Raw genomic sequence first — 25636 nt, forward strand, 5'->3', positions numbered from 1 at the left:
GGTAGAGCAGTTCACGGAAGCCCCCTGGTGCTCGCACCAGGGGGCTTCCGGCGTGTCCGGGCAGAGCTCTCTGCCGAGGGCGGAACGAGTTGCGGAGTGAGCGCTCACTCAATTACTCTCGCGGCATGGACAACGCACGGACGCGGGCACCCCGCATGTCTCCCGAGGACCGCAAGGCGGCGATCGTCGACGCGGTGCTGCCGCTGGTCGCGGAGCGGGGGCACGACATCACCTCGCGCGAGCTCGCGCACGCCGCCGGGGTCGCGGAGGGCACGCTGTTCCGGGCGTTCGGCGACAAGACCGCGCTCGTGGGCGCCGTCGCCGTGGAGGGCCTGGCGCGCGCCGGCCGGCCGGAGGAGACGCTCGCCGAGCTCAGCGGCATCGACCCCGCGCTGCCCCTCGAACGGCGCCTGGAGCTCGTGATCGAGCTGGGCCGCCACCGCGTGGCCGAGGTCATGCGGTGGATGTCCGTGCTGCGCAGCATGGCGCCGGCGCCATGGGCGCCGGGATCGCCCTTCGGCGCCCCGTTCGGCGCCTCACCGAGCGCGCACGGTGCGCCCGGCGCGGCGGGCGGGTCACCGCCGGTGACGCCGCCGGGTCCACCCGGCCCGTCGGGACCGCGGGTCGTGACGCCGGGCATGCCGGGCGCGGCCCCCGGCGGCGGCTCCGCCGTCGACCCGCATGAGCGCATGCTCAGCTACCGCAAGACGCTGCTGGAGCAGCGCGCCCGGCAGCGCGCGGCTACGGTCGAGGGGATCACCGCCGTCCTCGCCCCGGACGCGCACCGGCTGCGCGTCCCCGTCGAGGTGGCGATCTCGCTGGTCGAGTCTGCGATCGCCGGCGCCCACCTGCGGATCGACCACCTGCAGCCCGCGGTGCCGGCCGACGTCCTGGCCGACGCCCTCGTGAACGGCCTCGCCGGCCCCGAAAAAATGCGTGGCCCCGACGCCGTGGACGGTGCAGCCTCCACTGCGGGAGCCGGCGCACCAGGTTCTCCAACCCCCAGCCCTGAAGGGAACTCTTGATGCTCGTCACGCTCGCCCGGAAATATCTGGGCCCGTACCGGTGGGCGGTGGTCGCGGTGCTCGTCCTGCAGCTGGTGCAGACGCTCGCGGCCCTGTATCTGCCCAGCCTGAACGCCGACATCATCGACAACGGCGTGGTGCCCGGCGACATCGGCTACATCTGGTCCACCGGCGGCTGGATGCTGGTCGTCTCGCTGGGTCAGGTCGTCGCCTCCGTGATCGCGGTCTACTTCGGCGCGCAGGTCGCCACGGCCTTCGGCCGGGACCTGCGGCGCGACGTCTTCCACTCCGTGCAGACCTACTCCGCCCGCGAGATGGCCCAGTTCGGGGCGCCGACCCTGATCACGCGGGGCACCAACGACGTCCAGCAGGTGCAGATGACCGTGCTGATGACGTTCACCATCATGGTGATGGCGCCCATCATGCTGGTCGGCGGCGTCATCCTGGCGCTGTCCGAGAACGTCACGCTGTCCGCGCTGCTCGTCGTCATCGTCCCGGTGCTGGCCGCCACGGCCGGCGTCATCGTGTGGCGCATGGTGCCGCACTTCCGGCGCATGCAGAAGAGGATCGACGCCATCAACTCCGTGCTGCGCGAGCAGATCACGGGCCTGCGCGTGGTCCGCGCGTTCGTGCGCGAGCGTCGCGAGTCCCAGCGCTTCGGCGTGGTGAACGAGGAGCTGTTCGACACCTCGCTGCGCGCCGGCCGCCTGATGGCGCTGACGTTCCCGGTGGTCATGCTCATCATGAACCTGTCGTCCGTGGCCGTGCTGTGGTTCGGCGCGCACCTCATCGAGACGGGGAGCATGCAGATCGGCTCCCTGACGGCGTTCCTCAGCTACCTCATGTACATCCTCATGGCCGTGATGATGTCCACGATGATCTTCATGATGATCCCGCGCGCCGCGGTCGCGGCGGAGCGCATCGGGGAGGTCCTCGACACCGAGCCGTCCGTCGTCGACCCGGAGCACCCCGTCGCCCTGCCCGGCCTGCGCGCCGTGCGGAACGGCTCGCCCGACGGCGACGGCGTGCCCGGCGCGGACGGCGTCCCTGCGGACGCCCTGCCCGACGGCGACCACGTCGGCCCGCGCGGACGCATCACGTTCGAGAACGTCGAGTTCCGCTACCCGGGCGCCGAGGAGCCCGTGCTGCACGACCTGACCTTCGCGGCCGAGCCGGGCCAGATCACGGCGATCATCGGCTCGACCGGTTCCGGCAAGTCGACGCTGCTCAACCTGGTGCCTCGCCTGTTCGACGCTACCGGCGGCACGGTCCGCGTGGACGGCGTCGACGTGCGGGACCTCCTGCAGCGCGACCTCGGCTCGCTCATGGGGCTGGTGCCGCAGAAGGCGTTCCTGTTCACCGGGACCGTTGCGGACAACCTCCGCTACGGCAAGTCCGACGCCACCGAGGAGGAGATGTGGGCGGCGCTGGAGGTGGCGCAGGCGCGTGACTTCGTCGAGGCGCTGCCGGACGGCCTGGAGGCCGTCGTGGCCCAGGGCGGTGCGACCTTCTCCGGCGGGCAGCGGCAGCGGCTCGCCATCGCGCGGGCGGTGATCCGCAAGCCGCGCATCTACCTGTTCGACGACAGCTTCTCCGCCCTCGACTACTCGACCGACGCCCGGCTGCGAGCGGCCCTGCGGCCGCAGACCGCCGACGCGACGGTGATCGTCGTCGCGCAGCGCGTGGCGACCATCCGCGACGCCGAGCAGATCCTGGTGCTCGACCACGGCCGTATCGTCGGCCGCGGCACGCACGCGCAGCTGCTCGCGGACAACCCGACGTACCAGGAGATCGTGACGTCCCAGATGAGCCTGGAGGAGGCGGCGTGAGCAACGAGGACAAGCCTCAGGGCGAGAGCCAGGGTACGACGGCGGCACCCGCCGCACCGCCCCGCGGTCCCGGCGGTCCCGGGCGCGGCCCCGGCCCGATGGGCATGGGGATGGGCATGCCTGTCCAGAAGCCGATGGACTTCAAGGGCTCGATGCTCCGGTTCGCCGGGTCGCTGCGCCCGGAGCGCCTGAACGTCGTGCTGCTCATGGTGCTCGGCATCGGCTCGGTCGCGCTGACCGTGCTCGGGCCCAAGCTGCTGGGCAACGCGACGAACGTGATCTTCGCGGGCGTCGTGGGCGCGCAGCTGCCCGCCGGGGTGACCACCGAGCAGGCCGAGGCGGGCCTGCGCGCGTCGGGGCAGGACCAGATGGCCGACCTGCTGTCCGGCGTCGTGGGCGTGGTCCCCGGCCAGGGCATCGACTTCACGGTGCTGATGCAGACCCTCGGGTGGGTCGTCGCGGCCTACGTCGGGGCGTTCCTGTTCGGCTGGCTCCAGGCGCGCATCACCGCCGGCGTCGTGCAGCGCACCATGCGGGACCTGCGCGACCAGGTGGAGGCGAAGCTGCACCGCATCCCGCTGTCGTACGTGGACAGCAAGCAGCGCGGCGAGATCCTGTCGCGCGTCACGAACGACATCGACAACGTGGCCCAGACGACCACGCAGACCCTCGCGCAGCTCGTGACCGCCGTCCTGACGGTGATCGGCGTGCTGTTCATGATGTTCTGGATCTCCCCGGTGCTGGCCCTGGTGGCGCTCGTGACGGTGCCGCTGTCGGTGATCCTCACGGCGCAGATCGCCAAGCGCAGCCAGCCGCAGTTCGTGGAGCAGTGGGCGGCCACGGGGCGCCTGAACGCGCACATCGAGGAGTCGTTCACGGGCCACGCGCTCGTGAAGGTCTACGGGCACCAGGAGTCCACGGCCAAGGCGTTCGCCGACGAGAACGGCGCGCTGTACGACTCCAGCTTCAAGGCGCAGTTCATCTCGGGCACCATCCAGCCCGCCATGGGGTTCCTCGCGAACCTGAACTACGTGGTGGTGGCCGTCGTCGGCGGTCTGCGCGTGGCGTCCGGCACGCTGTCGCTGGGTGACGTGCAGGCGTTCATCCAGTACTCGCGCCAGTTCACGCAGCCCCTGACCCAGGTGGCCTCGATGATGAACCTGCTGCAGTCCGGCGTCGCCTCCGCGGAGCGCGTCTTCGAGCTGCTGGACGCGCCGGAGCAGACGCCGGACCCCGCCGAGTCGCAGAAGGTCGTGCCGGTCCGCGGACGTGTCGCGTTCGAGGACGTCACGTTCTCCTACACGCCCGAGCAGGAGCTCATCACCGGGCTCAACCTGGTCGCCGAGCCGGGCCAGACCATCGCCATCGTCGGCCCCACGGGCGCCGGCAAGACGACGCTGGTCAACCTCCTCATGCGGTTCTACGAGGTGGACGGCGGGCGCATCACGCTCGACGGCGTGGACACGCGCGACATGTCGCGCGACGACCTGCGCTCGTCGGTCGGGATGGTGCTCCAGGACACCTGGCTGTTCAAGGGCACCATCGAGGAGAACCTCCGGTACGGCGTGCCCGACGGCGCCACCGTCGACGAGGAGGAATTCCTCGCCGCCACGCGGGCCACCCACGTGGACCCGTTCGTGCGGACCCTGCCCGACGGCTACGGCACCGTCGTCGACGAGGAGGGGTCGTCGGTCTCGGCGGGGGAGAAGCAGCTTCTCACACTGGCCCGCGCGTTCCTGGCGGACCCGGCGATCCTCGTGCTCGACGAGGCGACGTCGTCCGTGGACACCCGCACCGAGGTGCTGGTGCAGGAGGCCATGAACCGGCTGCGTAAGGACCGGACGTCGTTCGTCATCGCGCACCGCCTGTCCACGATCCGCGACGCCGACGTGATCCTCGTGATGGAGCACGGCGACATCGTGGAGCAGGGCTCGCACGACGACCTGCTCGCGGCCGACGGCGCCTATGCGCGGCTGTACGCGAGCCAGTTCGCGGCCCCGGCCGTGGAGGAGCCCGCGGCGACGTGACCAGGGCCCGCTGAGGACGGGGACGAAACGGACCATGCAACTGCTGCCAGGACGAGACCTGTCCTGGCAGCAGCTGCATGGTCGTTTTCTTTGACGCCGTCAGGCATATCGTGATTCGATACTATCGACAAACGATATGGCGATCGAAGGATGGCGAAGATGGCTCAGCGATGGTTCACCAGTCAGCGACCGGACTACGTGGTGCTGGCGCTCGCGGGCGGCGTGACGGTGGTCGCGGGTGCCGTGGCGCTCGTCCGCGAGCTGGCGCAGATCCTGCCCAACCGGGACGTCCCGGTGCCGGTCGCGCTCGACGGCGTGTCGCACGAGCTGCTGCTGAGCGGCGCGACCGGCGTCGACGGCGCAGCCGGCGCCGTGGCGGCGGAGGCCACCGAGGCGGTGGTCCGCGTCTCCGGCCTGGAGGCCGTGCCGTTCGCGCTGGTGCTGGCGGCCGCGGTGCTGCCGCTGCTCGCCATGCTGGTGGTCGCCGCCTGCTTCGTGCTGCTGGGCGGGTCGTTCTTCCGCGGCCGGTTCTTCACGCGGGGCAACCTGACGGCGGTCAACGTCGCGGCGGCGACGCTCATCGTGACCTCGCTGCTGGTCCCGTCGGTCCAGGGGACGGCGGCGAGCAGCGCGCTGGTGAGCCTCGGCGTCGAGACCGGCCAGGCGTTCGTGCTGGGCCTCGACCTGCGGCTGCTGCTCGCGGGCTTCCTGCTCGGCGCCGTCGGGTACGCGTTCCAGCGGGGCGCGCGCCTGCGGCGCGACGTCGAGGGCCTGGTCTGATGCCCGCGGACGACGACGACGGCCGCGTGCACTGCCGCCTCGACGAGCTGCTCGCCGAGCGCGGCATGACGCTCGCGCGGCTGGCGGAGCTGGTCGGGGTGACGGTGGTGAACCTGTCGGTGCTGAAGAACGACCGCGCCCGCGCCATCCGGTTCTCCACCCTGACGGCGATCTGCGACGTCCTCGACTGCACGCCGGGCGACCTGCTGGTCGTCACGCCGCGGTCCGACCCCTCCTGAGGGGCCGGACCGCGGCGGGTCGGCGGGCAACGGGTCAACGGGCGGCAGGTCAGTGGGCGGCGGCGTGGGGGTCGGTCGCGTTCAGGGCCGCGACGACGTCGGCGTAGTCGCCGCGGGCCTCGCCGTAGCGCAGGAACTTGACCCGCTCCACCTGGACCTCGTGGGCGCCGGGCTTGTTCTCCAGGAGTGAGAGCGCCTCGTCGGCGAACTCGTCCAGCGGCATGGCCAGCGGGTTCGTGTCCTGCCCGGGCATGAGCTCGGTCTGGACCGACGGCGGCACCAGCTCGACCACGGACACGCTCGTGCCCGCGAGCTGCAGGCGCAGGCTCTCGGAGAGCATGTGCACCGCCGCCTTGGACGCGTTGTACGACGGCGTGACACCCAGCGGCGCGAACGCCAGCCCGGACGACACGGTGAGGATCGTCGCGTCGGGCCGGCTCTGCAGGTGCTCCGTGAACGCCGCAATGAGGCGGATCGGGCCGAGCAGGTTGGTGGTGACGACCGCCTCGGCGTCGGCCAGGAAGCCGGGGCCGCGCCAGTCCTCGGCGCGCATGATCCCCGCCATGGGCACCAGCACGTTCACGTCCGGGAAGCGCTCGATCACCTCGGCGGACGCTGAGGTGATCGAGGCGGGATCGCTCGTGTCGATGCGCACCGTGCCGAAGCCGTGCTCCGCGGCGAGGGCGTCGAGCACCGCGGTGTCGCGGCCGCCGACGACCACGGTGTTGCCCCGCGCCTGGAGACGGGTCGCGAGGGCGAGGCCGATGCCGCGCGTCCCGCCGGGAAGGAAGACGGTGTTTCCGTGTGTGTTCATGCCCCCACCGTGCGGCCCGGTCGCCGGGGGCGGGAGAGACCCGGCGAACCAGGGACCGGCGCTCCCTGGTCCAGGTCCCGCATGCGGCGCACGATGGGGGCATGAACCGCGCCGCGCTCGCCGACTTCCTCCGCCGACGCCGGGAGGCCCTGCGCCCGTCCGACGTCGGGCTGGTGCCCGGGCCGCGCCGCCGCGCGCCCGGGCTGCGCCGGGAGGAGGTCGCCGCGCTGGTCGGGATGTCGGTGGACTACTACGCCCGGCTGGAGCAGCAGCGCGGGCCGCAGCCCTCCGAGCAGATGCTCGCCGCGCTCGCCCGGGCGCTGCGGCTGACCGCCGAGGAGCGCGACTACCTGTACCGGCTCGCCGGCCACGGCGTGCCCCGGCGCACGCCGCTCGACGCCCACGTCGCGCCGGCCCTGCTGCGGGTGCTCGACCGGCTGGAGGACTCGCCGGCCCTGATCCTGTCGGGCCTGGGCGAGGTGCTCGTGCAGAACCGGCTGGCCGAGACGATCTTCGGCGCCCCGCCCGCGTCCGGCCTGGCCCGCAGCTCGGTGTACCGCTGGTTCACGGAGCCGGCGTCCCGCGACGTCTACCCACCCGAGGACCACGAGCGCCAGGGCCGCAGCCAGGTGGCCTCCCTCCGCGCCGCGCACGCCGCCGCGGGCCCGGGGTCGCCCGCCGACGAGATGCTCCGCGTCCTGCTGCGGGAGAGCGAGGAGTTCGCGCGCGTCTGGGAGCTGCACGAGGTCTCCCGCCGGTTCGAGGACCACAAGGTCCTGGTGCACCCCGAGGTCGGCCGGATCGAGGTGGACTGCCAGGCCTTGTTCACCGAGGACCAGTCGCAGTGCCTGCTCGTGCTGACCCCGGCGCCGGGCAGCGCGGCGGAGGAGAAGATCCGGCTGCTCGCCGTGCTGGGCCACGAGACGTTCGCGTAGGTGCGAGGATCGCTCCGTGCACGACGACGAACGCTGCCCCTGCCTCTCCGGCGACACCTACGGCGCCTGCTGCGGGCGCTACCACTCCGGCGCCGCGACGGCCCCGACGGCCGAGGCCCTGATGCGCTCGCGCTACTCCGCGTTCGCGGTCGGGGACGGCGCCTACCTGCTGGCGACCTGGGCACCCCAGACCCGGCCCGACGACGCCGGGGTCGGCGACGAGCAGTGGCGCCGCCTCGACATCCACCGCACCGAGCGCGGCGGCCCGTTCGACACCACCGGGGTCGTGGAGTTCACGGCGTACTACCGCGACCCCGCGGCTGGCACGCGGGGCAGCCTGCACGAGACCAGCCGGTTCGTCCGCGAGGCCGGCCGCTGGTACTACGTGGATGGTGCCCGCGAGGCGAACGCCGGCTAGCTCCGTGTGGGCCTGCCGGGGCGGGTCAGATCGAGCCGTCCTCCCGCGCGCGGTGGGCTGCCGTGACGGCGGGGCTCGCGGTAGAGCCGTCGCGGTCACGAGCCTCGCGCGGGCGGATCTGTGCGGCGTCGGCGGGGCGGGACATGGTCAGCCGAAGGTGGCCGGGTGGGCCTAATTTCGATCGGCAGAGACCCGGCTTATTTGGCCTGGCCGGACAGTCCGGCTGGGACGGAATACCCGGGTCGGGGCCGAACGGAATCAGGCCCACGCGGCCACCTCCGAAAATGGTGGTGTCCACCTGGCGGCCGTCCGCGGTCAGATCCAGCCCTCCTCCCACGCGCGGTGGGCCGCCGCGTGCCGGGTCGCGACGCCGAGCTTCGCCATCGCGGACGACAGGTAGTTGCGCACCGTCCCGGGCGCGAGGTGGACGGCGGCCGCGATGTCGGAGACCTGGTCGCCGGTCTGGGCCGCCCGCAGCACCTGCAGCTCGCGGTCCGTCAGCGGGCACTCGTTCTCCGTGAGCGCCGACGCCGCGATCTCGGGGTCCACGTACCGGTGCCCGACGGCGACGTCGCGCACGATCTGTGCGAGACGCGCCGCGGGCGTCGACTTGGGGACGAACCCGCTCACCCCGGCGGCCAGCGCCCGGCGCAGGACGGCGGGGCGGGCGTGCCGGGTGACGATGATGACGCGGGGCGGCGCGCCATCCGCGGCGGCCAGGATCTGCGCGGCCGCGTGCAGGCCGTCCGTGGGCGGCATCTCCAGGTCGAGCACGGCGACGTCGGGCCTGTGTTGCGCGGCGAGCCGCACCGCGTCCGTGGTGGTGGCGGCCTCGGCCACGACCCGCAGGTCGTCCTCCAGGTCGAGCAGGGCGCACAGGGCGCCGCGGAGCAGCTCCTCGTCGTCGGCCAGCAGCAGGCGGATCATCCGGCCACCGTCGCCGTGACCACGAACCGGTCCTCGTCGCTCACCCAGGACAGGCGCCCGCCGACGGCGTCCAGCCGCTCCGCCAGCGAGGCCAGCCCGGTCCCGTCACCGGCCGCGCCGACCGGACCGGCCGCGCCAGCCGTTCCGGTCGCGTCCGCCGCCCCGGCCGCCCGGTTCACGTCTGCTGCCCCTGCTGCCCCTGCTGCCCCGCTCGCGTCCGCCGCGCCGTTCGTGTCCCCGTTCGTGGACCGCGCCGGGCGCGCGCCGTCGTTGTCGATCACGAGCCGGGCGCCGGCGTCGTCCGGGACCAGGACGATCGCCGCGCGCGTGGCGCGGCTGTGCCGCAGCACGTTGGTGGTGGCCTCGCGCACCACGAGGCCGAGCAGGCTGCGCGGGGCGTCGGGCAGCGCGGCGGCGAGCCCGGCGTCGACGTCGGCGCGGACCTCGACGCCCGCCGCGGCCAGCACCTTGGACGCGTTGGCGATCTCGGCGTCGAGCGTGGTGCGCCGGTAGCCCTGCACCAGGGCGCGGGTCTCGCGCAGGGCGTCCCCGGCGAGCTGCTGCACCTCGCGCATCTGCGCGGCGGCCCGCGCCGGGTCGGCCTCCGCCAGGCGCGCCGCTAGCTCGCTCTTCAGGGCGATGACCTGGAGGTGGTGGCCCTGGATGTCGTGCAGGTCGGCGGCGAACCGGAGGCGCTCGTCGGCGACGGCGAGCTCCCCGGCCAGCCGCCGGGCGTCGTCGAGCCGGGCCGCCACCTGCCAGCCGCGCAGCATGCCGAGCATCGCCGGACCGAACGCCACGACCATGAGGGCGGGCATCCACACCGCGTGCGCCACGTTGGGCTCGCCGGTTGCGAGGGCCACCACCAGGCCGATCGCGGGCAGCACGACCAGCGCGGCGCCGAGCACCTGCCACGCGCGGCGGGCGGGCAGGAACATGACCAGCACGGCGATCGTCGCGGCGGGCGCGATGGACCAGATCCCGAAGTTGCCGACCGCGAGCGGCACCGCCCCCGCGACCACGGCGGCGCAGCCCGCGGTGACCAGCCAGCCGGCCGACGGCGCGCGGTCCCGCATGCGCCGCCCCAGCAGGACGCCGCACGCCACGATGGTGGCCGCCGTAGACAGCCCGGTCAGCGCGCGCAGCCCGGCCGGGACGTCGGGGTCCAGCACCCAGTCGCCGACGGCGAAGCCCAGCACGCACGCCACCGTGCCCGCCAGCCCCCACCAGACGTTGCGGCGGAAGCCCGCGAGTCCGCTGCCGCCGTCGTCCGCGACGGCCCGCCCGGTGCTCATGCCGCCATCCTGCCAGCGCCGACGCCCGGCCGGGGCGTGCCGCGAGGGCTTGATGACATCTGTCATCCGAGCTCGTGACATCTGCCCGCGCGAGGGTGCGGTCCGGCACTACTGACCGGCCCCGCCGCGCGACAGCGTGGAGAACGGAGCGGCGAGGGACGCCGCCCGGAGCGAGGAGACGGCGAGATGACACAGACGACGACAGCAGCGGGGCAGGTCCGGGGAGACGGCGCGGGCGACACCGCGTCACGTACGGCGCGCCGGGCAGCGACCGACGAGAACATCCACGGCGCCGCGCCCGTGAGCCGGGCACGCGCGGCCGGCAGGTTCCTCGCGCACCTGGCCGAGATGGTCGTGGTGATGGTGCTCGGGATGCTGGCGCTGGCCCCCGCCTGGGACCTGGCGGGCGCGGCCCTCGGGGTGGAGGCGGTGCTGGGCCGGCCCGACGTCGGGGCCGTGGTGATGGTCCTGGACATGGTCGCGGCGATGACGGTGTGGATGCGGGTGCGGCGGCACTCCTGGGCCGCGATCTGGGAGATGAACGCGGCGATGGCGGCCCCGTTCGCGATGCTGCTCGTCCTCTTCTGGGCCGGCGTCGCGACGTCGGGCGACCTCATGCTCTGGGGTCACGTGCTGATGGTGCCCGCCATGGCGGGGGCGATGCTGCTGCGCCCGGCCGAGTACACGCAGCACGTCCACGGGTTCGACCTGGCGTGGCTGGGCCGCCGGTGGCCCGTGCTGCTCGGGCTGGCGCTGCTCGCCCTGACGGTCGCGGGCGGTGTGGCGGGCCTCCCGCCGTGGCTGATCCTGCTGGTCGCCCTGGTCTACCCGGTGGTCGGCCTGGTGCGGCGCAGCATCCGCGGCCGCTCGATGCTCCTGCTGCAGGCGGCGGGCCTGGCGGTGTTCGCGGGTGTCGCGCTGCTGGCGACGGTCCTCGCCGGGCAGGACACCGGCGCGTACGTGGTGGCCGCGGGCCTGGTCGGGCACGCGGTCTGGGACGCGTTCCACCACCGGGCCGGCGCGGTGGTGTGGCGCTGGTACGCCGAGACGTGCGTGGTCTACGACGTGCTGCTCGCGGCGGCGGTCGTCGCTACGACGCTCGCCCCCTGAGCCGGCAGGAGACGCCCCGGCGGGCAGGCCGAGGCCGCCGCCGAGGCGGTGGGTTCCGGACCCGGGGCCGTTCCGGCGGCGCCGTTGACGCCGGAGGGCCCCGAGCCCGGTTCGGGGGAACAGGTCACGCGGCTGTCGCCGCTGACCTGCGGTGCGAAGCCCGCGTGGGTGGGCCTGTGGTGGCACACCGACGTCCGGGGCTTCCCTGTGGTGGGGTCATCGGTCGGCCGGCGCGGAGGCTCGTGCCGAGGGGGTCGTGAACGCGCGGCTGACGCCGGCCGGGCAGTCGGGTGCCCAGCCGGCGGTCACGCGACGAGGGGAGCCGGGCTGACGACGTCGCGGAGCCGGGCCAGCGCGGACTCGAGGATCTGCGCCACGCGCTCCTTGGTCACACCAAGGCGGCGGCTGATCTCGTCGAGGGTGCGGGTGGTGCCGTCCAGGAGGCCGAAGCGCATCTCCAGGACCCGGGCCTCGACGGCGTCGAGGTGGGCGACGGCCTGGCGGACGCGGCGCCGCAGCAGGTGCTGCTCCGGAGTGGGGGCGGGGGTGCTCGCGTTCTGCGCCTGCTCGGCGGCGGCGACCGCGCGGACGATCGAGCGGCGTACCCAGCGGTGGGCGTACGCGGCGAACGTGCCGTGCGCGGGGTCGTACGAGTCGGCGGCGCGGACCAGGCCGACGTTGCCCTCCTGCACGAGGTCCATGAACGGAAGGCGGCCCGCGTAGGAGCCGGCGATCGCCGGGACGAGACGGAGGTGGGCGAGGACGAGACGCTCCTTCGCGTATTGCCCGTCCTTGACCCGGGCCTCCAGCGTGACGCGGAGGCTGGGGGAGACCGCTGTGGCGTCGAGGGTGCGTGCGGCGTCTGCTCCGGCGACTGCTCGCTCAAGGAGTGACTCCAGCTGCGCATCGTCCAGCGACGGCGTGCGCTCGATCATTGCCGCGTAGGACTGCGGCAACGCCGGGTGCGGGGCCGGTTCCTTGCCGCGGCGCGAGCGGGGCGACCGGGAGTTCCTGGCAGTTCTCATCGCAGCTCTCCTGTTGAGTGAGACGAACTTTCCTTGCCCCGGAGAATATGGAGTCTTGGGGCTCCGTGGGAAGGGGGGAGAGTTTCGCTCTGAGAGATAACGGGACGATAACGGTGTGCCAGCCGGGTGCCACGCGGCAACGAGCGTTCCAGGAACGGCGCACCCGCACGCCATCAGCACCCCAGCAGCACGCCAGTCACATGACAGCCGGAGCCCCCTCCGGGAGACTCGTGCCCATGGGCCCGCGCGCCTTCCGCTGGGTGTTGCACGTCGACCTCGACCAGTTCCTGGTCGCGGTCGAGGTCCTGCGCCGCCCCGAGCTCGCCGGGAAACAGATCGTCGTCGGCGGGCGGGGTGACCCCACGGAACGGGCGGTGGTCTCGACCGCGTCCTACGAGGCGCGGGAGCACGGCGTCGGGTCAGGCATGCCACTGCGGGTCGCGGCCCGCAAGGTGCCCGACGCGATCTTCCTGCCCGTCGACCACGAGGCCTCCCTCCGGGCCTCCGAGCATGTCATGGACACCCTGCGCGGGCTCGGCACGGTGGTCGAGGTGCTCGGCTGGGACGAGGCGTTCCTCGGCTGCGACGCCGACGACCCCGAGGCGGTCGCCCGCCGGGCGCAGCAGGCCGTGCTCGACGCCACCGGCCTGCACTGCTCGGTCGGCATCGGCGACAACAAGATCCGCGCGAAGATCGCCACCGGGTTCGGCAAGCCCGCCGGCGTCTTCCGCCTCACCGAGGCCACCTGGCCCGACGTGATGGGCCCGCGGCCCACCATCGACCTGTGGGGCGTCGGGCCCAAGGTGTCCAAGCGCCTCGCGGCCCACGGCATCCGCACCGTCGCGGAGCTGGCCGCGGCCGACGCCGACGTGCTGGTCGCCGAGTTCGGCCCACGCATGGGCGCCTGGTACGGCGACCTGGGCAACGGTCGCGGCTCCGCCGTCGTCGACGACACGCCCTGGGTGGCGCGCGGGCACAGCCGCGAGACCACCTACCAACGCAACCTCACCACGCCCGACCAGGTGGAGGCGGCGCTGCGGGACCTGGTCACGCAGGTGCATGCCGACACCGAGGCGGAGGACCGGCCGGTCTTCCGGGTGGGCCTCAAGGTGCGCTACGCGCCCTTCCTCACCCAGGACCGCTCACGCAAGCTCCCGGCCCCGACACGGTCGCTCGGGGACCTGACCGCCGCCGTCCTCGCCCTCGCCGAGGGCATCGAGCCCGGCCGCGAGGTGCGCCTGCTCGGCGTCCGCGCCGAGATGGTCATGCCCGACGACGGCGACCCGACGGAGCGCACCCCCGTCCGAGGGCGGATCTGACCGCACCGTCAGGGAGAATGGATCGGTGACCACCCTCGACGTCGTCCGCATCGACGACCCCGCCGACGAGCGACTGGCCGACTACAACAGCCTCACGGACGTCGTCCTGCGCTCCAAGCACGAGCCCGCCAAGGGTCTGTACATCGCCGAGAGCTCCACGGTGATCCGGCGGGCGCTCGCGGCGGGGCACCGCCCGCGCTCGTTCCTCATGGCGCCGCGGTGGCTCGACTCGATGAGCGAGGTGATCGCGCGGACCGGCGCCCCGGTCTACGTGGCCGAGGAGCCGCTGCTGAAGGAGATCACGGGCTTCCACCTGCACCGGGGCGCGCTGGCCGCGATGCACCGGCCGCCGCTGCCGGGCGTGCACGAGCTGCTCGCGGGCGCGCGCGGCGGTGCGGGCGCCCGCCGCGTGGCGGTGCTGGAGGACGTCGTCGACCACACCAACGTCGGTGCCGCGTTCCGCAGCGCCGCCGCCCTCGGCGTGGACGCGGTGCTCGTCTCGCCGCGCTGCTCGGACCCGCTCTACCGGCGCTCGGTGCGGGTCTCGATGGGCACCGTGTTCCAGGTGCCGTGGACCCGGGTCGAGGAGTGGCCCTCCGGCCTGCACGACCTGCGCGAGGACGGCTTCACGGTCGCCGCGCTGGCGCTGACCGACGACTCGATCACGCTCGACGAGCTGGTCGCGAGCCCGCCGGAGAAGCTGGCGCTCGTGCTCGGCACCGAGGGCGACGGCCTCAGCAGGGGTGCTGTCGAGGCCGCCGACCTGGTGGTGCGCATCCCGATGGCGGGCGACGTGGACTCGCTGAACGTCGCCGCGGCGTCGGCGGTGGCCTTCTGGGCCACCCGGGTCTGACGGCGGGTCCGGCGGCGGTCCGGTGCGCGCCTAGCGCAGCGGGGAGCGGCGGCCCGCTGCGGTCTCGCGCTGGATCTCGTCCTGCCGGCCCTGCCAGCCCCGGAACTTCTCCTGGGCCTCCATCTCCTCGGGACTGGGCGCCAGCCCGACCACCAGGAGCATCATGATGGTGCTGATCGTGACGCCGATGATGAGCGGGCCCAGGAGCGTGGCCACGCCGATGCCGGCGGTGTTCTGCACGATCGCGGTGGTCTCCTCCGCGCTCAGCGCCGCCATGCCCGTGTAGTGCATGCCGGAGACGGCGAGGCCCATGATGACCGTGGCGCCGGCACCCGCGGCGATGGTGTGCACCTTCGCGGAGAGCCAGAGGGCCGCGGTCGCGGCGACGATCGCGATGACCACCGACGCGATGACGGTGGGGGTGTGGTACGTGAGCTCGACGCCCACGTGCAGCGCCTGCATGCCGATGTAGTGCATGGCGGCGACGCCCAGTCCGGTGACCAGGCCGCCCGCGGCCAGCGCGACCGGGCCGACGCCGGCGGCGCGGACGATGAACAGGCCGAGGCCCACGACCACGACGGCGAGCAGGCCGCTCGCGATCGTCAGGGGCACGTCGAAGCGGGTCTCGGTGCCGCGCACGTAGAACCCGAGCATGGCGACGAAGTGCATGACCCAGATGCCGGTGCCGCCGATGGCGACGGCGCCGAGGCCGAGCCAGGCGAGGCTCGCGGTGCCGTGGGTGACGCGGGCGCGGGCGGTGCAGGTCAGGCCGACGGCGCAGCCGGCGCAGGAGAGCAGGAACGAGAGGATGGGTGTGACCCACCCGAGCGCGAAATGGTCGATCATGATGCGTTCTCCAGCGAGAGCAGGGTGTCCGGGGATGCGATCCAGTGCTGACCGGGGGGTGTCGAAGCGGTTCGGATCATCGCCAAGTTAGCGGGTCTATGTCATGACATGCACTCTTTCGTCAGGGCTAATTCAAGCGGGGAACGGGTGATCTTTTTCGCAGGGCGGTGGTCGTTCGGGGTGAAAAAGGGGGTGCCCCGAGGGGGTTCCGGGGCCGCTGCCGAACCGATCCGACGGGTGTGACGCAGGCCCCGTCCCAGGGTTCGGCGGGAGGGGAACAGGCCCGGCAAAGTTAGGTTAGGCTCACCGTCGTGACCATCAAGACCGAGGGGCTCGCCGTCAAGCCCTCGCGAATGTTCGATGTCCAGGTCGCGCGCGTGACGCGCCTGTGCCCGTCCTTCGTCCGCTTCACGTTCACGGGTCCCGACCTCGACAAGTTCGCGGACAACGGCCGCGACCAGCGCATCAAGCTGCTGCTCCCGTCGCCCCAGGGCGGCTGGGACGCGCTGCGCCGCGACGACCCCGACTGGTACGCCGCGTGGCGCATGCTCCCCGACGAGCACCGCAACCCGATGCGCACCTACACAGTCCGCACGGTGCGCCAGAACCTGCGCGAGGTCGACGTCGACGTCGTCATGCACGGGGACACCGGCCCGGCGTCGCGCTGGGCGCTGAACGCGGCCGCCGGCGACCCGCTGGTCATCATGGGCCCCAACGCCGAGTACGACGGCGTGCACGGCGGCGTGGAGTTCGCCCCGCCGACCTCCAGCCACGCGCTGCTGCTGGCCGGCGACGAGACCGCGGTGCCCGCCATCGCCGCCATCTGCGAGTCCCTGCCCGAGGACGCCGTGGGCGAGGTCTTCCTCGAGGTGCCCCACCCCGAGGACGGCTGGCAGCTCGGCGCGCCCGAGGGCGTGCGCGTGCACTGGCTGGCCCGCGACGGGCGCGAGCACGGCGACGTGCTGGTCCCGGCGGTCCAGGCCGCGGCCGACCGCCTGCTCGCGATGGGTGTGCGGCCGTCGTCGGACACCGCGCCCGCGCTGACCGCCGCCGGCGTGGACCTGTCGGCCGAGGTGGACGACGTCGACATCGACACGGGCATCCTCTGGGAGGTGCCGGTCGACGAGGCGGGCCGCCCCCTGGCGCAGGACACCGTGCTGTACGCGTGGCTCGCGGGCGAGGCCGGCGTCATCAAGACGCTGCGCCGCTACCTCGTCAACGAGTGCCAGGTGGACCGCAAGTCCGTGGCGTTCATGGGCTACTGGCGCAAGGGCCGCGCCGAGAACTGATCCGCGGCGCCTCGTCGCGCCCCTGAGGCCTCCTCGCCGTCGGGGTCCCTTACCGCTCTGATCCGGGTAAATACCTGGTCAATGTGGTAAATAAGGGACCCTGACGTTCGGGAGGACGGATGGGTGCGACGGGGCAGCCAGGCGGTACCGGACGACGGGGCGACGGCGGCCCGCGGCCGTGGTGGGGGGACCACCGCACCACGCTGTTCACGGTGTTCGGCACCGTGGCCGGCATCTGCACCGCCGCGATGGGAGTCGTGGACCGCGGCACGCAGATCATCCTGCTCGCGGTCTCGGTGGTCCTCTTCCTGCTGGGCCTGGCCGCGCTCGTGCGCGTGCGGACCTACAAGGGCTGGCTTGACGCGGCCTGGCGGTGGTCACGCCGGCACCCGGTCCTCGTCATCGCGGTGACGGTCGTGGCGCTCGCCGCGACGACGGCGGGCGCGGTGGGCCTGCAGCGCGCGCGGTCCTGCGAGGACCCCACCGAGGTGGCCGTCATGGTGCCCGAGGACGGCGCCGCGGGCTTCGCGGCCGCGGCCGACGCCTTCGAGCGGGAGTCGGTCACCGCGTTCTCCTGCCCGCGGTACCACGTCACCACGTTCGCCCTGGGCTGGCCCGTGCTGCGCGCCGCGTTCGCCTCCGGCTGGGCCGAGGGGCCGGACCGGAGCGGCGAGGCCTCGCTGGACCTGGGCCCGCGGCCGGACGTGTGGATCGCGGAGTCCAGGAGCCAGGCCGACCTCGTGGCCGAGGAGGGCCTCGGCCAGCCCTTCTCCTTCGCCGACCGCGAGGTCGTCGCGGGTACGCCCCTGGTCCTGGCCGTCCCGGAGGCGCACGCCGAGAGGCTGCGGGCGACGACGGGCCCGGACGACACGGTCCGCGAGCTGGTCGACGCGGCCGGGGCGGCGGACCTCGACGTCGTGCGGGCCAACCCGGACACGTCGTTCGCGGCCGCGCTGCACACCGTGCCGCTGTACGCCGACGCCGGGCCGGGCGCGGAGTCGCTCGAGCTGGACCTCGGGCGCGCGCTCGAACAGGTCGGCCTGCCGCCCGGCACCGACGGCGCGCTCCTGTGCCGCCTGGACGAGCTCTCGGAGCCGGAGCCGCCACGGGTCGCGGTGCTGACCACGGAGCGCGCGGCGGCCGAGGGCGGTGCGGCGTGCCCGGCGTCGGGCAGCGGCGAAGGACGCACCGCGCTGGTGCCGTTCTACCCGGGCTCGACCCTCGGCCTGGACTACACGGCGGTGCGCGTGGGCTGGACGGCCGGCGAGCCTGCCGAGCGCCGGTCGCGCGGGGCGCAGGCCTTCGTCGAGTGGCTCGTGACGCCCGAGGGGCAGGCCGTCCTGGAACGGCAGGCGCGCGTGCGGGGCCTGGACGGGCAGCCGCCGGCGGGCGCGGACGGCCCGCTGCCCGGCCTGGGGGACGCGCCCGTGGTCGAGCCGGACAGCCGCCGGGTGGCGTACACGCGCGTGCGCTCGGCCGAGGAGCAGTACCGCACGGCCCGGCGTCCGGCGCGCGTCCTGGCGCTGGTCGACGCGTCGGCGTCGATGGCCCGGCCCGCGGACGGCGACCGGACGCGGATCGACGTCGCCGAGCGCGGGGTCCTCGGTGCGCTCGGGCACCTCGGCGGGTCCGACCAGGTGGCGATCTGGTCGTTCTCCGGGGGCGCCGGGACGAGCCCGCGGCCCGTCCTCGACCTGACGGAGAGCGGGGCGGCCCGGACCGAGGCCCCGGACGGCCTCGCCGACGTGCGGCCGGACGGCGCGACGCCGCTCTACGACGCGATCGACGCCGGCACGTCCTACCTCGCCGGGCTCGACCCCGACGGAGCCTCCCGCCGTCACCTGACCGCGGTCGTCGTCCTGACCGACGGCGAGAACCACCCCGGGGCCGGGCCGGGCGCGGAGCTCACGGCCGACGACCTGGTCCGGTCCGCCCGCGCGGAGGACGCGGCGGGCGTGCGGGTCTACGTGGTCGCGGTGGGTGAGGCGTCCTGCCAGGTGAGCGACCTGCAGCGCATCGCGGCCGAATGGGACGGCGAGTGCTGGGACAGCTCCTTCGGCGAGCTGGAGAGCACCCTGGGCAGCCTCTTCGGACAGCTCGGAGGACGGTGACATGACCGGTGGCACGGCGGGCAACGGCTCGCACGGGATCACGCGGCGGGGCTTCTTCGTGGGCGGCGCGGCGGGGCTCGTCGCGGGGGCCGGGCTGCCGCTCGGTCTGGAGGGACTGTTCGGCGGTCCCGCCGACCTGGAGACCTTCGGCGCGGGCGAGCAGCTCACCATCCTCAGCGGCCGCGACGAGACCGACGGCGGCCAGCGCCGCGCGCTCGTGGACCTCTGGAACCGGGTGCACGAGGCGCACCCCGCCCGCATCGTCGAGGTCTCCAGCAACGCCGACCGCGCCTACAGCACCCTGCTGTCCGCCGCCCAGGCCGGCGACCCCGGCTACGACGTCTACAACCTGGACATCCCGTGGGTGCCGCAGTTCGCGCAGAGCGGCTACCTCCGGGCGCTCGACGGCGCGTCCGACGACGGCTTCCTGCGCGCGCCCTGGGCCGCCGGCACGTGGGACGGGGCGACGTACGCGCTGCCGTTCAACTCCGACGTCGGGCTGCTGTACTGCAACCTGGACCTGATCACCGAGTTCTACGGCGGCGACGTGCCCGCCACCGACCCGATCCCCGTCGACGACGGCTGGGCGGGCCTGGACCGGTTCGCCCACGAGGTCCTGGCCGCGGTGGGCGGCGACGGCCACGGGCCGGGGCGGCCGGTCGTGGACACGGCGATCGCGCAGCAGCTCGCCGACTACGAGGGGTTCACCGTCAACCTCTGGGAGATCCTGCTCGGCACCGGCGCCGTGTCGGTGGACGCCGCCGCGCGTCCCGTCTTCGACGACGTCGAGCGCATCGGGGCCACGGTCGAGAGCCTGGCCGCGCGGCTGCGCGGTTCCGGGGGCTCGGGCGGGGCGGCGGGCACGGCGTCGCTCGCGTTCGACGAGCAGGGCTCGCTCGCCGCGTTCGCCGCGGGCCACGCCGTCTTCCTGCGGCACTGGCCGCGGGCGCTGCGCGTGCTGCGGGGCGAGGATGCCGCGCCGTTCCGGGTCGGGTTCATGCCCGTGCCCGGCGGCGGCGTGCTCGGCGGGCAGAGCCTCGCCGTGGCGGCGGCGTCCCGGCACCCGGTGGCGGCCCGCCGGCTCGTGGAGTTCCTCACCGACGAGCGCAGCCACCAGGTGATCTTCGAGCGGGGCGGCTTCGCCGCGAGCCGGGAGGTGCCGTACCGGGACCCGGCGGCGCCCTGGGCGCGCGAGGCCGAGACCGGCGGGCTCGCGGCGTCCCTGGTCGACTACGCGACCGGGAAGGGCGCCGAGGGCACCGACGACCCGCTGCGCAAGGCCAACGACGCCCTGCGCCAGGCGCTCGACGGCGCCTCCCCGCGCCCCCGGCTCCAGCACTACGTGGAGGTCAGCGAGGAGCTGCGCCGCTACGTCCGCGCCGCGCTCTCGCCCGACGGCGCCACCCCGTTCGACGCCGCCGAGCTCGCCGAGCGGATGGAGGCCGCGATGGACGGCCGGGTCACCCGCGGCTGACGCCCAGGTCCTCGACCACCTCGACGCCCGGCATCGCGCACAGCAGCGGACCCGGCATGAGCAGCTTGGAGCGACGCACGCCCGACCCCATGAGCGCCATCGTGCCGTCCTGCGTGAACCGCGCGTCGACGAGTACCCGGTAGTGCCCCGGCAGGCCGACCGGCGTGATGCCGCCGTACTCCATGCCGGAGTCGGCCACCGCGCGCTCGGTCGGCAGGAACGACGCCTTGCGGACGTCGAGCAGCTTGCGCACCCGCTTGTTGACGTCGGCGAACGTGCTCGCCGGCACGACGCACGCCGCGATGCGCTCCTCCTCGGCCCGCTTGCCCGCCACCAGCACGCAGTTGGCGGAGGCCTCCGGCGGTAGGTCGTGCAGCTCGTTGAGCGTGGCCGTGTCGGCGTGGTCGGGGTCGATCTCGGTGACGGCGACCTGCTCCGCGACCCGCGGGTCCGCCGCGGCCCAGGCGGTCAGCGCCGCGAGCACGGGCTCGGCGAGCAGCTCCGGGTGCTTCAGCGCCGGGGCCCAGGCGAGGTCGCCCAGGACCGGCAGGGTGGTGTCGTCGCTCATCGGCTGTACGTCGCGGTCAGCGTGGCGCGGCCCAGCAGGTGGAAGTACACGTTGAACGCCACCTGCGCGTTGGTGCTGTCGGGGCCGAGGCCCAGCTCGCCCGGCGCCACGTCCAGGGCGTGCACGGCGAAGATGTAGCGGTGCGGGTGGTCGCCGGGCGGCGGGCCCGCGCCCTCGAAGCCCGGGGTGTGGCCGTCGCTGCGGGTCTGGAACGCGCCGGCGGGCAGGCCCGAGCCGTCGGGGGCGCCCGCGCCGGTCTCCAGCGACGTGACGTCCGCCGGCAGGTCGGCGACGGTCCAGTGCTGGTAGCCCATCGGCGTCGGCGCGTCCGGGTCGTAGCAGGTCACGACGAACGACCGCGTGCCCTCCGGGAAGCCGCTCCACTCCAGGGCGGGCGAGACGTTGCGGTCGTGCGCGGCGTGCGCGTCGGGCATGCGCTCGCCGTCGGTCAGGTCGGTGCTCTTGACCGAGAAGACCATGGGCGCGGGCAGCAGCGTGTACGGGTCCGGCGGGTAGGGACGAGTGAAATCCATGGCCCCACTCTGCCGGTCCGGCGGGTCAGGTGCCAGCAACCACCCCGCCGTCGCCGCTCCGGGGTCGGCGGCCGCCGGGGTCAGGTGACCCGGAGCAGGTGGCGGAACGCCGTCGCGGCCCGCGTCGGGCTGGGCTCGTCGCCGGTGATGAGGTCGGCGTAGGTGAGCGACTCCGAGACCCGCACCAGCAGGTACGCCAGCTCCTCGGGCGTGATGGTGCCGCCGAAGGGCTCGGTCCCCAGGTCGCGGACCACGAGCCACTCGACGGTGGCGACGAACCGGCGCTGGATCGGGCTGTCCGCGGTGGTCAGCAGCCGCAGCGAGCGGGCGGGCTCCCGGCGCAGGAACGCGCGGAAGTAGTCGGCCTCGATCAGGTCGCGCGCGAACGTGGTCAGCAGCGTCGCGAGCCGTTCGGCGCCCGTGAGGTGCTCGGCGGCGTGCTCGGCCTGCACGAGCGTGGGCACGGCGAGCGACCACAGCACCTCGGAGAGCAGCGCGTCCCGGTTGCCGACCCAGCGGAACACCGAGGTGCGGTCCACGCCGAGCTGCGTGGCGAGCGGGCCCATGTCGATGCGGTAGCCCTCGATGAACGTGTCCCGCGCCAGGTCGAGCACGCGCTGCGCCTCGGGGTGCGTGGACAGCCGGGCGGAGAGGCGGCTCGGCGCCGCGTCGAGCCCGACCGTCGCGATGCTCGACGTCGTGGTCGTCATCAGGTCATCCAACCGTCCGCCGGGGTCCGGTGCAACAGAATGCAGATTGATGCATAAAGGACATCTGTTCCTCTCAGCACCCTATCCGCCGGGGACGGGGCGTGCTACGGTCCCCATGCAAACCGACCAGACGGTACGGAGGTACGCGTGGCTGACGACGACGTCGCCGAGGGGTACGAGAGCGGGACGGGCGACCCCGGGCGCAGGTTCGCGGGCCGCGTCGCGCTCGTCACCGGCGCGAGCCGGGGGATCGGCCTCGCGGTCGCCCGCCGGATCGTGGCCGAGAGCGGCCGGGTGGTGATCACCGGCCGCGACCCCGGGACGCTCGCGGAGGCGGTCGCCGTCCTGGGCGCGGACCGCGCCCTGGGCGTGGCGGGCAAGGCGGACGACGCCGGGCACCGCGCCGACGTGCTCGCCCGGACGGCTGAGCGGTTCGGGCGCCTGGACCACCTGGTGAACAACGCCGGGATCAACCCCGCCTACGGTCCGCTCGCGCAGCTCGACACGGGCGCGGCCCGCAAGATCCTGGAGGTGAACGTGATCGCCGCGCTGGAGTGGACCCGGGACACGGTGGCCGCGGCCGCAGGGGCGGCGGCCGCCACAGGGTCAGTGGCAGGGCCGGCCGCGCTCCGCTCCGTCGTGAACATGGCGTCCCTGGCGGGCACGACGTCGGCGTCGAACATCGGGTTCTACGGCGTCTCGAAGGCGGCCCTGATCAACCTGACCGTCCAGCTCTCCGACGAGCTCGCCCCGGCCACGCGCGTCAACGCGCTCGCGCCCGCCGTCGTCAAGACGAGGCTGGCGCGAGCCCTGTACGAGGGGCGCGAGGAGGAGGCCGCGCGCGCCTACCCGCTGCGGCGCCTCGGGGTGCCGGACGACGTGGCCGGGCCCGCCGCCTTCCTCCTGTCCGACGACGCCGCCTGGGTCACCGGGCAGACCCTCCTGGTCGACGGCGGGGCCAGCGTGCGGGCGGCGTGGTGAGCCGCCCGGCGGCGGCGCTCGCGGTGAAGGATGTGCCCATGCGCACCACGAACGTCCACGACCAGGTCCTGCGGGCCGCCCTCGACCTGTTCGCCTCGCAGGGCTACGCGACCACGAGCGTCCAGCAGATCGTCGCCGCCGCCGGGGTCACCAAGGGGGCGATGTACCACTACTTCGCGTCCAAGGACGACCTGCTGTTCGCGATCTACGAGCGGATGCTCTCGCTGCAGAAGGCCCGCCTCGACCAGCTCGTGGCGGCGGGGGACGAGCGCGGGGACGACGTCGAGCAGGTGCTGCGGGCCGTGTGCGAGGACGTGGTGACCACGTCGATCGAGCTGCTGGCGGAGGGCACCGTGTTCACCCGCAGCCAGCACATGCTGGCGCCGGAGCGGCAGGCGGAGGTCAAGCGCCGCCGTCGGGCGTACCACGACGACTTCCAGGCGCTCCTGGAGCGCGGGATCAAGGAGGGGGTGTTCCGCGACGACGTGCCCACCGCGGTGCTCATCGCGCACTTCTTCTCCGACGTGCACTACCTGCCCCAGTGGTACTCGCCCGCGGGGCCCGAGACCACCGCGCAGCTCGCGGAGCAGCTCACCGAGCTGTTCCTGCGCGGCATCAGAAGCACCGGACACAGCAGCAGGAAGGACTGACACGTGAACCCACCCACGGCGATGAAGGCGTGGCGCGTGGTTTCCCACGGGGAGCCCGAGCAGGTGCTGGAGCTGCACGACGTGCCGGTGCCCGAGCCCGGACCGGGCGAGGTGCTGGTGCGGGTCCGGGCCGTGGCCGTGAACTTTCCCGACGTGCTGCTCGCCCGCGGCGAGTACCAGGAGCGGCCCGACCTGCCGTTCGTGCCGGGCATCGAGCTGTGCGGCGACGTCGTGGCGCTGGGGCCCGGCGTGACCGAGGGGGAGCGGGTGCGCGTGGGCGACCGCGTCGTCGGCTCGAAGATCGGGGTGCTGGCGCAGTACGCGACGGTCCCGGCCCAGGCGGTGCACGCGGCGCCGTCGGCCCTGGACGACGCGCAGGCCGCGGCGCTGACGATCGCGTACCAGACGGCGTGGTTCGGGCTGCACCGGCGGGCCGGGCTGCGGGCCGGCGAGACGCTGCTGGTGCACGCCGCCGCGGGCGGGGTGGGCACGGCGGCGTGCCAGCTCGGCAGGGCGGCCGGCGCGCGCGTGGTCGGGGTGGTGGGCAGCCCGGAGAAGGTGGCGGCGGCCCGCGCCGCGGGCGCCGACGAGGTGTTCCTGCGCGACGACGACTGGGTCGGCGCGCTGCGCCGACCGGGCGTGGACGTCGTGTTCGACCCGGTGGGCGGCGACTCCTTCGAGGGCTCCACGCGCTGCCTGGCGTTCGAGGGGCGGATCGTCGTGGTCGGCTTCGCGAGCGGGCGGATGCCGAAGGTCCGGGCCGACCTCGCGCTGGTGAAGAACTACGGCGTGCTCGGCCTGCACTGGGCGCTCTACCAGCAGCGGCGCCCCGACCTGGTGGACGCCGCGCACGCCGAGCTGACCCGGCTCGCGGCCGACGGCGTGCTGCGGCCCGCACTCGGCGGCGTGGTCGGGTTCGGCGAGGCGCCCGCGGCGGTGGCGCGGCTCGCGGGCGGCGCGACGACGGGGCGGCTCGTGGTCCGGGTGGCCGACGACGCCGTGGTCGGCGACGAGGTGGCGGCATGACCGCCCCGGGCGCGGGCCCGACCGCCGCCGGGCTGCACGACCTGACCGGCCGGGTCGCCGTCGTGACGGGCGCGGCGCGTGGGATCGGCGCGGCGTACGTGCGCATCCTGCACGACGCCGGGGCGCACGTGGTGATCACCGACGTCCTGGACGACGAGGGCCGCGCGCTGGCCGCCGACCTGGGGGAGCGGGCCCGGTTCGCGCACCTCGACGTGACCGACGAGGACGCGTGGGAACGGGTCGTGGGCCAGGTGGTCGACGAGCTCGGCGGCGTGGACGTGCTGGTCAACAACGCGGGCATCGCGAACGCCGCCCCCATCGAGCACTTCACGCTCGCCAAGTGGAACGCCGTGATGGCGGTCAACGCCACGGGCGTGTTCCTGGGCTGCCGCGCCGTGGTGCCCACGATGAAGGCCGCCGGGCGCGGCTCGATCATCAACATCTCCTCGGTCGAGGGGCTGCGCGGGAGCTGGAGCCTGCACGGCTACACCGCCTCCAAGTTCGCCGTGCGGGGCCTGACCAAGTCGCTCGCCGTCGAGCTCGGCAAGGACGGCATCCGGGTCAACTCCGTGCACCCCGGCCTGGTCCTGACCGAGATGAGCGCCCGGATCGACCCCGACGCGCTCGTCATCCCGCTCGGCCGCCCGGGCGTCCCCGACGACCTGGCCGGGACCATCCTGTTCCTCGCGAGCGAGGCGTCGGCGTGGATCACCGGCCAGGAGATCGTGGTCGACGGCGGCATGACCAGCGGGATACCGCACCGGTAGGACGGCCGCCGGCTGGCCGCGGGTGCGGTATCCCCGTGACAAACCGGCCGGTCGGTTTCTCGCTCTTCCCTCCGATCCGACGACG

The 25636-nt window shown here is 74.0% G+C and carries 25 protein-coding genes; 17 read left to right on the plus strand and 8 right to left on the minus strand.

Annotation, left to right across the window (positions count from 1 at the left end; all coding sequences use genetic code 11):
* Nucleotides 1-125: 125 nt before the first annotated feature.
* From FHX71_RS29680 to FHX71_RS06750, 5 genes are all read left to right on the plus strand, one after another.
* On the plus strand, nucleotides 126-1025 hold the full coding sequence (locus FHX71_RS29680; protein ID WP_281383671.1) for a TetR/AcrR family transcriptional regulator: 900 nt from the start codon (nucleotides 126-128) through the stop codon (nucleotides 1023-1025).
* The gene (locus FHX71_RS06735) at nucleotides 1025-2854 is read left to right on the plus strand and encodes an ABC transporter ATP-binding protein (RefSeq protein WP_182614984.1); all 1830 of its coding nucleotides are present in this window, start codon (nucleotides 1025-1027) and stop codon (nucleotides 2852-2854) included. The genes FHX71_RS29680 and FHX71_RS06735 overlap by 1 nt, the downstream gene beginning before the upstream one ends.
* Nucleotides 2855-2952: 98 nt before the next feature.
* Nucleotides 2953-4881 carry an ABC transporter ATP-binding protein gene (locus FHX71_RS06740; RefSeq protein ID WP_246402882.1) on the plus strand — a complete coding sequence of 643 codons (1929 nt, stop codon included), beginning with the start codon at nucleotides 2953-2955 and terminating at the stop codon, nucleotides 4879-4881.
* Between the two features lie 159 nt (nucleotides 4882-5040).
* Complete coding sequence (locus tag FHX71_RS06745; RefSeq protein ID WP_182614986.1) at nucleotides 5041-5661, plus strand: hypothetical protein; 621 nt, start codon at nucleotides 5041-5043, stop codon at nucleotides 5659-5661.
* Nucleotides 5661-5900 carry a helix-turn-helix domain-containing protein gene (locus FHX71_RS06750; protein ID WP_182614987.1) on the plus strand — a complete coding sequence of 80 codons (240 nt, stop codon included), beginning with the start codon at nucleotides 5661-5663 and terminating at the stop codon, nucleotides 5898-5900. The genes FHX71_RS06745 and FHX71_RS06750 overlap by 1 nt, the downstream gene beginning before the upstream one ends.
* Before the next feature lie 49 nt (nucleotides 5901-5949).
* Here FHX71_RS06750 and FHX71_RS06755 read toward each other — a convergent pair whose 3' ends face one another.
* Nucleotides 5950-6714, minus strand: a complete 765-nt coding sequence (locus FHX71_RS06755; protein ID WP_182614988.1) for an SDR family oxidoreductase — start codon at nucleotides 6712-6714, stop codon at nucleotides 5950-5952.
* A 101-nt stretch (nucleotides 6715-6815) separates the two neighbouring features.
* Here FHX71_RS06755 and FHX71_RS06760 point away from each other — a divergent pair, with 101 nt between their 5' ends.
* On the plus strand, nucleotides 6816-7649 hold the full coding sequence (locus FHX71_RS06760) for a helix-turn-helix transcriptional regulator (protein ID WP_182614989.1): 834 nt from the start codon (nucleotides 6816-6818) through the stop codon (nucleotides 7647-7649).
* Nucleotides 7650-7665: 16 nt separating this feature from the next.
* Nucleotides 7666-8067, plus strand: coding sequence for a YchJ family protein (locus FHX71_RS06765; RefSeq protein ID WP_182614990.1), 402 nt, complete (start codon nucleotides 7666-7668; stop codon nucleotides 8065-8067).
* Nucleotides 8068-8382: 315 nt separating this feature from the next.
* Here FHX71_RS06765 and FHX71_RS06770 read toward each other — a convergent pair whose 3' ends face one another.
* Nucleotides 8383-8994: a response regulator transcription factor gene (locus FHX71_RS06770; RefSeq protein WP_182614991.1), complete on the minus strand. Its 612-nt coding sequence runs from the start codon at nucleotides 8992-8994 to the stop codon at nucleotides 8383-8385.
* Complete coding sequence (locus FHX71_RS06775; protein ID WP_182614992.1) at nucleotides 8991-10289, minus strand: sensor histidine kinase; 1299 nt, start codon at nucleotides 10287-10289, stop codon at nucleotides 8991-8993. Before FHX71_RS06775 ends, FHX71_RS06770 begins: the two co-directional genes overlap by 4 nt.
* 186 nt (nucleotides 10290-10475) lie before the next feature.
* Here FHX71_RS06775 and FHX71_RS06780 point away from each other — a divergent pair, with 186 nt between their 5' ends.
* Nucleotides 10476-11399, plus strand: a complete 924-nt coding sequence (locus FHX71_RS06780; protein ID WP_182614993.1) for a hypothetical protein — start codon at nucleotides 10476-10478, stop codon at nucleotides 11397-11399.
* Between the two features lie 305 nt (nucleotides 11400-11704).
* On the opposite strand, the gene FHX71_RS06785 is transcribed toward FHX71_RS06780, so the two are convergent.
* On the minus strand, nucleotides 11705-12424 hold the full coding sequence (locus FHX71_RS06785; RefSeq protein WP_182614994.1) for a sigma-70 family RNA polymerase sigma factor: 720 nt from the start codon (nucleotides 12422-12424) through the stop codon (nucleotides 11705-11707).
* 236 nt (nucleotides 12425-12660) lie between these two features.
* Here FHX71_RS06785 and FHX71_RS06790 point away from each other — a divergent pair, with 236 nt between their 5' ends.
* Entirely contained in the window at nucleotides 12661-13743 is a 1083-nt protein-coding gene (locus FHX71_RS06790; RefSeq protein WP_182614995.1) for a DNA polymerase IV, read from the plus strand.
* Nucleotides 13744-13768: 25 nt separating this feature from the next.
* A complete protein-coding gene (locus FHX71_RS06795) occupies nucleotides 13769-14596 on the plus strand; it encodes a TrmH family RNA methyltransferase (protein WP_182614996.1) in 828 nt (275 codons plus the stop codon).
* Nucleotides 14597-14626: 30 nt separating this feature from the next.
* Here the strand turns inward: FHX71_RS06795 and FHX71_RS06800 are convergent, their stop codons facing one another.
* Entirely contained in the window at nucleotides 14627-15442 is an 816-nt protein-coding gene (locus tag FHX71_RS06800) for an MHYT domain-containing protein (protein ID WP_182614997.1), read from the minus strand.
* A 311-nt stretch (nucleotides 15443-15753) separates the two neighbouring features.
* Between FHX71_RS06800 and FHX71_RS06805 the strand changes: the two genes are divergently transcribed.
* The 3 genes from FHX71_RS06805 to FHX71_RS06815 all read left to right on the plus strand — a co-directional run bounded on the left by FHX71_RS06805 (nucleotide 15754) and on the right by FHX71_RS06815 (nucleotide 20316).
* On the plus strand, nucleotides 15754-16731 hold the full coding sequence (locus FHX71_RS06805; RefSeq protein ID WP_312876946.1) for a siderophore-interacting protein: 978 nt from the start codon (nucleotides 15754-15756) through the stop codon (nucleotides 16729-16731).
* Nucleotides 16732-16850: 119 nt separating this feature from the next.
* A complete protein-coding gene (locus tag FHX71_RS06810) occupies nucleotides 16851-18842 on the plus strand; it encodes a vWA domain-containing protein (RefSeq protein ID WP_182614998.1) in 1992 nt (663 codons plus the stop codon).
* Nucleotide 18843: 1 nt separating this feature from the next.
* Nucleotides 18844-20316, plus strand: a complete 1473-nt coding sequence (locus tag FHX71_RS06815) for an extracellular solute-binding protein (RefSeq protein ID WP_182614999.1) — start codon at nucleotides 18844-18846, stop codon at nucleotides 20314-20316.
* Here FHX71_RS06815 and FHX71_RS06820 read toward each other — a convergent pair.
* The 3 genes from FHX71_RS06820 to FHX71_RS06830 form a co-directional block, all read right to left on the minus strand.
* Nucleotides 20303-20884 carry a YbaK/EbsC family protein gene (locus tag FHX71_RS06820; protein WP_182615000.1) on the minus strand — a complete coding sequence of 194 codons (582 nt, stop codon included), beginning with the start codon at nucleotides 20882-20884 and terminating at the stop codon, nucleotides 20303-20305. The genes FHX71_RS06815 and FHX71_RS06820 overlap by 14 nt on opposite strands.
* Complete coding sequence (locus tag FHX71_RS06825; RefSeq protein ID WP_182615001.1) at nucleotides 20881-21417, minus strand: YbhB/YbcL family Raf kinase inhibitor-like protein; 537 nt, start codon at nucleotides 21415-21417, stop codon at nucleotides 20881-20883. The genes FHX71_RS06820 and FHX71_RS06825 overlap by 4 nt, the downstream gene beginning before the upstream one ends.
* A gap of 80 nt (nucleotides 21418-21497) precedes the next feature.
* The gene (locus FHX71_RS06830; protein ID WP_182615002.1) at nucleotides 21498-22127 is read right to left on the minus strand and encodes a QsdR family transcriptional regulator; all 630 of its coding nucleotides are present in this window, start codon (nucleotides 22125-22127) and stop codon (nucleotides 21498-21500) included.
* Between the two features lie 147 nt (nucleotides 22128-22274).
* On the opposite strand from FHX71_RS06830, the gene FHX71_RS06835 reads away from it, so the two are divergent.
* The 4 genes from FHX71_RS06835 to FHX71_RS06850 are packed head-to-tail and all read left to right on the plus strand — an operon-like array spanning nucleotide 22275 to nucleotide 25551.
* Entirely contained in the window at nucleotides 22275-23108 is an 834-nt protein-coding gene (locus FHX71_RS06835; RefSeq protein ID WP_182615003.1) for an SDR family oxidoreductase, read from the plus strand.
* 38 nt (nucleotides 23109-23146) lie between these two features.
* Nucleotides 23147-23758, plus strand: coding sequence for a TetR/AcrR family transcriptional regulator (locus tag FHX71_RS06840; RefSeq protein WP_182615004.1), 612 nt, complete (start codon nucleotides 23147-23149; stop codon nucleotides 23756-23758).
* A gap of 3 nt (nucleotides 23759-23761) precedes the next feature.
* Nucleotides 23762-24784 carry an NADPH:quinone oxidoreductase family protein gene (locus tag FHX71_RS06845; RefSeq protein WP_312876947.1) on the plus strand — a complete coding sequence of 341 codons (1023 nt, stop codon included), beginning with the start codon at nucleotides 23762-23764 and terminating at the stop codon, nucleotides 24782-24784.
* Complete coding sequence (locus FHX71_RS06850; RefSeq protein WP_182615005.1) at nucleotides 24781-25551, plus strand: SDR family NAD(P)-dependent oxidoreductase; 771 nt, start codon at nucleotides 24781-24783, stop codon at nucleotides 25549-25551. The genes FHX71_RS06845 and FHX71_RS06850 overlap by 4 nt, the downstream gene beginning before the upstream one ends.
* The last annotated feature ends 85 nt before the right edge of the window (nucleotides 25552-25636 follow it).

This window comes from Promicromonospora sukumoe, from assembly GCF_014137995.1.
Classification (GTDB): Bacteria; Actinomycetota; Actinomycetes; order Actinomycetales; family Cellulomonadaceae; genus Promicromonospora; species Promicromonospora sukumoe.

Coding starts and splice junctions, on each gene's coding strand:
- FHX71_RS29680 (WP_281383671.1), top strand. CDS start 126: ATGGACAACGCACGGACGCGGGCACCCCGCATGTCTCCCGAGGACCGC.
- FHX71_RS06735 (WP_182614984.1), top strand. CDS start 1,025: ATGCTCGTCACGCTCGCCCGGAAATATCTGGGCCCGTACCGGTGGGCG.
- FHX71_RS06740 (WP_246402882.1), top strand. CDS start 2,953: ATGGGCATGGGGATGGGCATGCCTGTCCAGAAGCCGATGGACTTCAAG.
- FHX71_RS06745 (WP_182614986.1), top strand. CDS start 5,041: ATGGCTCAGCGATGGTTCACCAGTCAGCGACCGGACTACGTGGTGCTG.
- FHX71_RS06750 (WP_182614987.1), top strand. CDS start 5,661: ATGCCCGCGGACGACGACGACGGCCGCGTGCACTGCCGCCTCGACGAG.
- FHX71_RS06755 (WP_182614988.1), bottom strand. CDS start 6,714: ATGAACACACACGGAAACACCGTCTTCCTTCCCGGCGGGACGCGCGGC.
- FHX71_RS06760 (WP_182614989.1), top strand. CDS start 6,816: ATGAACCGCGCCGCGCTCGCCGACTTCCTCCGCCGACGCCGGGAGGCC.
- FHX71_RS06770 (WP_182614991.1), bottom strand. CDS start 8,994: ATGATCCGCCTGCTGCTGGCCGACGACGAGGAGCTGCTCCGCGGCGCC.
- FHX71_RS06775 (WP_182614992.1), bottom strand. CDS start 10,289: ATGAGCACCGGGCGGGCCGTCGCGGACGACGGCGGCAGCGGACTCGCG.
- FHX71_RS06780 (WP_182614993.1), top strand. CDS start 10,476: ATGACACAGACGACGACAGCAGCGGGGCAGGTCCGGGGAGACGGCGCG.
- FHX71_RS06785 (WP_182614994.1), bottom strand. CDS start 12,424: ATGAGAACTGCCAGGAACTCCCGGTCGCCCCGCTCGCGCCGCGGCAAG.
- FHX71_RS06790 (WP_182614995.1), top strand. CDS start 12,661: ATGGGCCCGCGCGCCTTCCGCTGGGTGTTGCACGTCGACCTCGACCAG.
- FHX71_RS06800 (WP_182614997.1), bottom strand. CDS start 15,442: ATGATCGACCATTTCGCGCTCGGGTGGGTCACACCCATCCTCTCGTTC.
- FHX71_RS06810 (WP_182614998.1), top strand. CDS start 16,851: ATGGGTGCGACGGGGCAGCCAGGCGGTACCGGACGACGGGGCGACGGC.
- FHX71_RS06815 (WP_182614999.1), top strand. CDS start 18,844: ATGACCGGTGGCACGGCGGGCAACGGCTCGCACGGGATCACGCGGCGG.
- FHX71_RS06820 (WP_182615000.1), bottom strand. CDS start 20,884: ATGAGCGACGACACCACCCTGCCGGTCCTGGGCGACCTCGCCTGGGCC.
- FHX71_RS06825 (WP_182615001.1), bottom strand. CDS start 21,417: ATGGATTTCACTCGTCCCTACCCGCCGGACCCGTACACGCTGCTGCCC.
- FHX71_RS06830 (WP_182615002.1), bottom strand. CDS start 22,127: ATGACGACCACGACGTCGAGCATCGCGACGGTCGGGCTCGACGCGGCG.
- FHX71_RS06840 (WP_182615004.1), top strand. CDS start 23,147: ATGCGCACCACGAACGTCCACGACCAGGTCCTGCGGGCCGCCCTCGAC.
- FHX71_RS06850 (WP_182615005.1), top strand. CDS start 24,781: ATGACCGCCCCGGGCGCGGGCCCGACCGCCGCCGGGCTGCACGACCTG.